We start from the raw sequence: 6,360 nt of genomic DNA, 5'->3' as shown, positions 1-6,360 counted from the left end.
GCCTTCGCAGGCCTCGCAGGGGGTGTCGGACTGGTAGCGACCCAGCTCCTCGCGCACCCAGGCTGAGTCGGTCTCGCGCCAGCGGCGCTCCAGGTTCGGCAGCACGCCCTCGAAGGTCTTGTTGACCTCGTACTTGCGGGCGTTGTCGTCGTAGATGAAGCGGATCTTCTCGTCGCCGGAGCCGTACAGGATCACCTGCTTGGCCTGATCGGGCAGCTTCCACCAGGGCTCGTCCATCGAGAAGCCGTAGTGGCGGGAAAGCGCCTGCAGGGTCTGGGTGTAGAGCGGAGAGGGACCCTTGGCCCAGGGCGAGATCGCCCCCTTGTGCAGGGTCTTGTCCTTGTCTGGCACCACCATGTCGGCGTCGAAGGCGAGCTTGGCGCCCAGGCCGTCGCAGACCGGGCAGGCGCCGTAGGGGTTGTTGAACGAGAACAGCCTGGGCTCGATCTCGCTGATCGTGAAGCCGGAGACCGGGCAGGCGAACTTCTCCGAGAAGATCAGCCGCTTGGGCTCTTCCTCGGTGGGGTCCTTGTCGGCCCACTCGGCGACCGCGATGCCGTCGGCCAGGCGGAGCGCCTGCTCCAGGCTGTCGGCGTAGCGGGTCTCCTGGCCGGACTTGGTGACCAGGCGGTCCACCACCACGTCGATGTCGTGCTTGAACTTCTTGTCCAGGACCGGCGCGTCCTCGATGGGGAAGAACTCGCCGTTGATCTTCAGCCGCTGGAAGCCGGCCTTCTGCCACTCGGCGATCTCCTTGCGGTACTCGCCCTTGCGGCCGCGGACCACGGGGGCCAGCAGGTAGATCCGTTCGCCGTCGGGCAGCGCCGTCAGCTTGTCGACCATCTGGCTGACCGTCTGGCTCTCGATCGGCAGGCCGGTGGCCGGCGAATAGGGCACGCCGACGCGGGCCCAGAGCAGGCGCATGTAGTCGTGGATCTCGGTGACCGTGCCTACCGTGGAGCGCGGATTGCGGCTGGTGGTCTTCTGCTCGATGGAGATGGCCGGCGACAGGCCCTCGATGAGGTCCACGTCGGGCTTGCTCATCAACTCCAGGAACTGCCGGGCGTAGGACGACAGGCTCTCGACGTAGCGGCGCTGGCCCTCGGCGTAGATGGTGTCGAAGGCCAGCGAGCTCTTGCCCGAGCCCGACAACCCGGTCAGCACGACGAGCTCGCCGCGCGGAATGTCCACGCTGACGTCCTTCAGATTGTGTTCCCGCGCGCCGCGCACGCGGATGAAGTTCTGGTGTTGGTCGGCCATCTTGTCCCGGAAACACTTGGCGCCGCCCGGAGGTCCCCGGCGCCGCCTGCTAATGTAGGCGCCGAGACTCAGAGATAACACAGGAACATAGAGCGAACAAACGGTCTGCGGCGGCGCGTCACGGCGAGACTGCTGACACCACGCTGGCAGCAGGGATCGGACGGCTCACCGCGCCGGCTTCTCGGCCAGCGCCTGGGCTTCGCGCACGACCCGCAGCGCGTTGCCGCCCCAGACCTTGGCGATGTCGTCCTTGGAGTAGCCGGCTTTCAGCAGGGCCGCGGTGATCTTGGGGTAGGCGGTGACGTCGTCCAGCCCGTCCAGCCCGCCGCCGCCGTCGAAGTCGCCGCTGACGCCCACGTGGTCGATGCCGGCCACCTCGATCGCGTGCAGCATGTGCTTCATGAAGTCGTCGAAGGTGGCGCGCGGGACCGGCCATTTCTTGTCGATCTCGGCCTTGGCGGCGAACAGGGCGACGGTCTGGGCCTCGGTGCGTTTGCCGGGCGCTGTCATCCGCTTGATCAGCGCGCCCATCGCCGCGTCCCGCTCGGGGATGTGCGGCTGGGCGATCATGTAGTTGGAAAAGGCGTTGATCTGGATCACCCCGCCGTGGGCCGCGAGCGCCTTCAGGTGAGCGTCGTCGATGTTGCGCGGGTGGTTGTAGATCGCCTTGACGCCAGAGTGCGACAGCAGGATCGGCGCCTTGGAGAGCGCCAGCATGTCGTCGAGCACCCCGTCGGAGGCGTGGGAGGCGTCGAGCACGACGCCCATCCGATTGGCCTCGGCGACGAACTGCTTGCCGAGCGGCGACAGCCCGCCCCACTCGGGTCCGCGCGGATCGGTGGAGCTGTCGCCCAGCTCGTTGTTCATGAAGTGCACCGGTCCCATCAGCCGGACACCGTAGGCGTAGAAGGTCTTCATCAGGCTGAGGTCGCGGCCGAACGGATTGCCGTTCTCCATGCTGATGAACACGAAGCGCTTGCCGCGCCGGGCGATGTCGAGCGCCTGGTCGGGCGTCAGCGCGATCTCGAAGACGTCCGGGTGGGCCGCGACCATCTCGTGGATTTCGAGACCACGGACCAGGGCTGCGTCGCGCGCCTTCAGGTCGCCGTCCGGACCACGCTGGCCCTGCGGCGTGTAGATCGCGAAGAAGCCGCCGTCGACGCCGCCGGCCACCATCCGCGGATAGTCCACCTGGCTGCCGTCCACGAGCACGTCGTGGCGGTCCATGATGTTCCAGCCGTCGCGGCTGAGGTTCGCCGGCGTGTCGAAGTGGGTGTCGAGGACGATCAGGCTCTCGTGAAGGGCGCGCTCGGCCTTGGTCTGGGCGAGGGCGGGAACGGCGGTCGCGGCCAGCAGGGCGGCGGCCAGGCAGATGCGAAGGATCAAGGCGGAGCTCCGGAGGTGGAGCGCCTTTCTAGCGCCACTGTCGTCGCCACGTCGCGGCTCAAGACCAATGGCGACGCTTTCTGGCCCTGGCTGAACGATTTGGCGGCGCCGGCCGGTTAGGTCCGGTCGATGCGGGCGGCGTAACAGCCCATGCCGGCGTTGTGGGCGTGCAGGTAGGCGACGCCGGGGACGGCCAGCAGGCGTTCGATGGCCGGCTCCAGCTCGGCGCCGGGCGCGACGTCGGCCTCCAGCATCATGCCGGCCTCGTCGAAGGCGCGCAGCGAGATGGCCTTGCGGACGCGAAGCGCGCCGGGGATTTCGTCGACCGCACGCCGGGTCTCGCGGGCCTGTTCGCTGACGTAGATGGCGTGGCGGGCGCGATAGGGGGTGTCGGCCGGCTGGTGCTCGTAGTTGAGCAGCAGGACGGTCTCGCCGGGCTGGGCGTCCTCCAGCGTGATGCGGCAGGGGAAGCCGGGGTTGGCGTCGACCCGGCGGCGGATCACCCCACGCTCGGCGAGCGCGGCGTCCGAGAGGCCGAACAGCGGGCGGAAGGGCTCGACGGGAAGGCCGGAAACGATGAAGGACATAAGGGGTGCTCCGTTGCGGCCCGGAACATCGGGCCCTGCGCCCTCAAGGCCAATCTGGCGAAATCAACACATGGCCGAAAGCCGCCAGCGGCGGCCCAGTGGATTGAATCCGACGCTTGGCGCCCGCCCGAGACTGTCCTCAGGGCTCGGGGAAGAGCGACGCGACCCTGCCCGCTAGCAGACGTTCGGAAGGTCGCGGGAGGGTCTAGGCCTGCACCTGCGGATGACGATTGTGCCAGTCCGTCGCCTGTTCGTAAGCGAAGGCCACCCGACACAGCAGGGCCTCACTGAGGCGGCGGCCCGTGAACTGGATGCTGTAGGGTAGACCGTCCGCCGAAACTCCGCACGGCAGGCAGATGGCGGGCGCGCCGGCGAGGTCCATCGGCATGGTGAACTCGGCGCTGCGCGGCTGGGCCGCGCCCCACGCCCGATGGTAGGCCGGCAGCGGACCGGTCTGAAGCGCGTGTGTGATCGGCCAGGCCGGGTCGCCGCCCGCAGGTCCGGCCATCGCATCTACCGTATCAAGCAGCGCGTCCATCTGGGCCGTGAGCTGGGCGCGACGCCGGCGTGCTGCGGCCAACTCCTGGGGGGTGACCGAGGCGCCCGTTTCCAGGAACTCGCGGAGATATGGTCCGTACTCAGCCGCGCGGGACGGGTAGGTCGCGGCATGGGCCGCCGCGATTTCCGCGCCGCAGATCGCCGCCCAGGTTGGCACGAGGTCCGATAGGTCGGGCATGCGCACGGGCGTGATCACGGCGCCCTGGCGTTCCAGCACTTTCAGCGCCGCCTCAATCGCCCGAGCCTGTCCTGCGTCGGTGTGAACGAGCGCGTAGGCGCGGTCCACCCCGATCCGTAGACCCCGGACGCCGCCGCCAAGCGCCTTCACCGCCTCAGCGGGCGGCGCATCGAGGGAGGTTGGGTCAGCCGGATCGCGCCCCGCCATGGCGTCGAACAGGATGGCGACATCGGCCACTTCGCGCGCCATCGGGCCCACGTGGTCTAGTGAAGGCGCCATCGGCATCACGCCGAACCGACTGACTCGGCCGTAGGTGGGCTTCAGCCCCACCACGCCATTGGCGGACGACGGGTTGCGGATCGAGCCGCCGGTGTCGGTGCCGACTGCGCCGAAGCAGAGGCCCGCCGCGAGCGCCACGCCGGAGCCGCTCGACGACATTCCGGGCCAGCGATCATGGTTCCAAGGGTTCAGCGGCACGTCCATGGCCGGGTTGTAGCCGGCCGCCGCGCCCTCAGAGAGGTTCGTCTTGCCCAGCACCACGGCGCCGGCGGTCCGCAGCCGAGTTACGACCGTAGCGTCCTCGCTCGGCACGAAATCACGGCGTACCGCAAGGCCGCCCATGGTGCGAACGCCTTTGGTGTAGCAGAGGTCCTTGATCCCGATCGGCACGCCGTGCAACGGCCCGCGGTACCGGCCGGCGGCGATCTCCGAGGCGGCCTTCTCGGCGTCGGCGATCGCCTGGTCCCCCATGACTGTGGCGTAGCTCTTCAGCACAGGATCGACCATGGCGATCCGGGCAAGCATGCGTCGCGTCAGGTCGATCGGGGAGACTTCGCGCGCCGCGATGCGGCGGGCGACGGCCCGGAGGCTCAAATAGGATTCAGGGGCCGGTGGAGGCGCAGCCGCCCAAACCTTCGTCGAAGCCAGGCCCGCTGCGGTCCCCGCCATGACAGCCCGCCGAGACACGTCATCACGGCGCCTTCCGCTCGACATCGGCTTTCCCCCCAGATGGCGCAATGAACCTCGATATGCCCGGCTGCGCAACGCAAACAGTCAAGCTTCGGCGACCAGCGGCGACACCGTCACCGGCGGGACGGGCGCAAGCGACTTCGTCTACGCCGAGCCCCCTGGGCCGCCGGCGTCATCACCTGAGCGACCAGCGGGAAGCGGGCCACGGCCGGACTGCCGGACCGCTATGGCTCAAGCCACTATCTGATGTCGCTGGAGCCTTCCCAGCGCCGCAGCCACAGCTCCTCGGCGGCGTAGGAACGTTCGACGCAGGCGCGCGTGGCGCAGCGCTCGCGCTGGGCGCGGCCTTCGCGGGCCCGGTCCTGCGTCTCGCCGGAGGTGTCGCGGGTCTCGGCGTTGGCGATCAGCGCCGCCAGCCGGCGTTCGCGCGCGCCGTAGTCGGCGCGTGAGTAGCGGACGGCCTCCTCCCTGGGTGGGGGCGGCGGTGGCGGCAGGGGCGCTGCAGCCGGCGTGGCCGGGGCTGCTTCGGCCGTCAGGCTGGCCGGCATGGCCGCGGACGTGGGCGCCGGGGCGGGAGCCGCCGCAACAGGCGGCGCAGCCGCGGTCTTCGGCTGCCGCGAACATCCCGCGGCGGCGACAACCAGCACCGAGGCGATAACCCAGACCGATCCGCGCATTGCTCGGCTCCCCAGAAAACACCGTTCCGCCACGATCAACCCCGCAGCGCAATCGTCAAGGGGCGAGGTTCAGCCGGCTTCGGCCAGCATCGGCGGCGCGGGCGCCGTGGCGGCCTCCTCGATCAGCCATTCGCGGAAGGCCTTCAGGCCGCGCTTCGGGGGCGAGCCGGGGAGGATCAGATGGAAGCGGGCCGGCGTGGGGGTGAAGCCGAAGGGCGCGGCGAGCCGGCCGGCGGCGATGTCGTTGGCGACATAGATCCACGGCGACAGGCCGACGCCCAGTCCGGCGATCGCCGCTTCCAGCATGTAGAACAGGTGCTCGTATTCGCGGTTCTCCGGGGCCTCGGGCGCCGGCACCCCGGCGTGCTCGGACCACTCTGTCCAGGCCTGGCGGTGGGGCCGGGTATGCAGGCGCGGCGTGCGGGCGAGGTCGAGGCCGCCGCGCGTCAGGGCGGGCGCGACCACCGGGCCATGGAAGTTGTCCAGGAAGGGCGTGGCGGTAAGGCCCTCGCCCGCGACGCTTTCGGTGAGCCGGATGGCGGCGTCGAAGGGCTCGCGGGTGAAGTCGACCGGGCCATAGGCCTCGGTCACGCGGATCGACAGTTCCGGATGCCGGGCGTGGAAGCCAGAGAGGCGCGGGATCAGCCACTTCATGGCCAGGGTGCCGACGCAGGAGACGTGTAGCTCGCGGTCGGCCGCCGCCCGCACCTCGCGGAAGGTCTGCTCCAGCTCATCGAAGGTGCGG

5 protein-coding genes and 1 pseudogene are annotated in these 6,360 nt (G+C 69.7%); all 6 read right to left on the bottom strand.

From position 1 onward, the window contains the following. Positions 1-1,260, bottom strand: a pseudogene (locus JWP28_RS13495) (excinuclease ABC subunit A); the annotation flags it as partial. A 165-nt stretch (positions 1,261-1,425) separates the two neighbouring features. After that, positions 1,426-2,646 (bottom strand): dipeptidase, encoded by a 1,221-nt coding sequence (locus JWP28_RS13490; RefSeq protein ID WP_299543649.1) that lies wholly within the window; start codon positions 2,644-2,646, stop codon positions 1,426-1,428. A gap of 116 nt (positions 2,647-2,762) precedes the next feature. Continuing rightward, on the bottom strand, positions 2,763-3,233 hold the full coding sequence (locus JWP28_RS13485; RefSeq protein ID WP_299543648.1) for a DUF1203 domain-containing protein: 471 nt from the start codon (positions 3,231-3,233) through the stop codon (positions 2,763-2,765). 205 nt (positions 3,234-3,438) lie between these two features. Further along, positions 3,439-4,842 (bottom strand): amidase, encoded by a 1,404-nt coding sequence (locus JWP28_RS13480; protein ID WP_299543647.1) that lies wholly within the window; start codon positions 4,840-4,842, stop codon positions 3,439-3,441. A gap of 335 nt (positions 4,843-5,177) precedes the next feature. Next, positions 5,178-5,615: a hypothetical protein gene (locus JWP28_RS13475; RefSeq protein ID WP_299543645.1), complete on the bottom strand. Its 438-nt coding sequence runs from the start codon at positions 5,613-5,615 to the stop codon at positions 5,178-5,180. Positions 5,616-5,684: 69 nt separating this feature from the next. Continuing rightward, on the bottom strand, positions 5,685-6,360 hold a 676-nt coding region (locus JWP28_RS13470), incomplete at its 5' end, for a LysR substrate-binding domain-containing protein (RefSeq protein ID WP_299543643.1).

Source organism: Phenylobacterium sp. (assembly GCF_028290885.1).
Lineage (GTDB): Bacteria > Pseudomonadota > Alphaproteobacteria > Caulobacterales > Caulobacteraceae > Phenylobacterium.
This window is presented reverse-complemented; position numbering and strand designations above follow the sequence as displayed.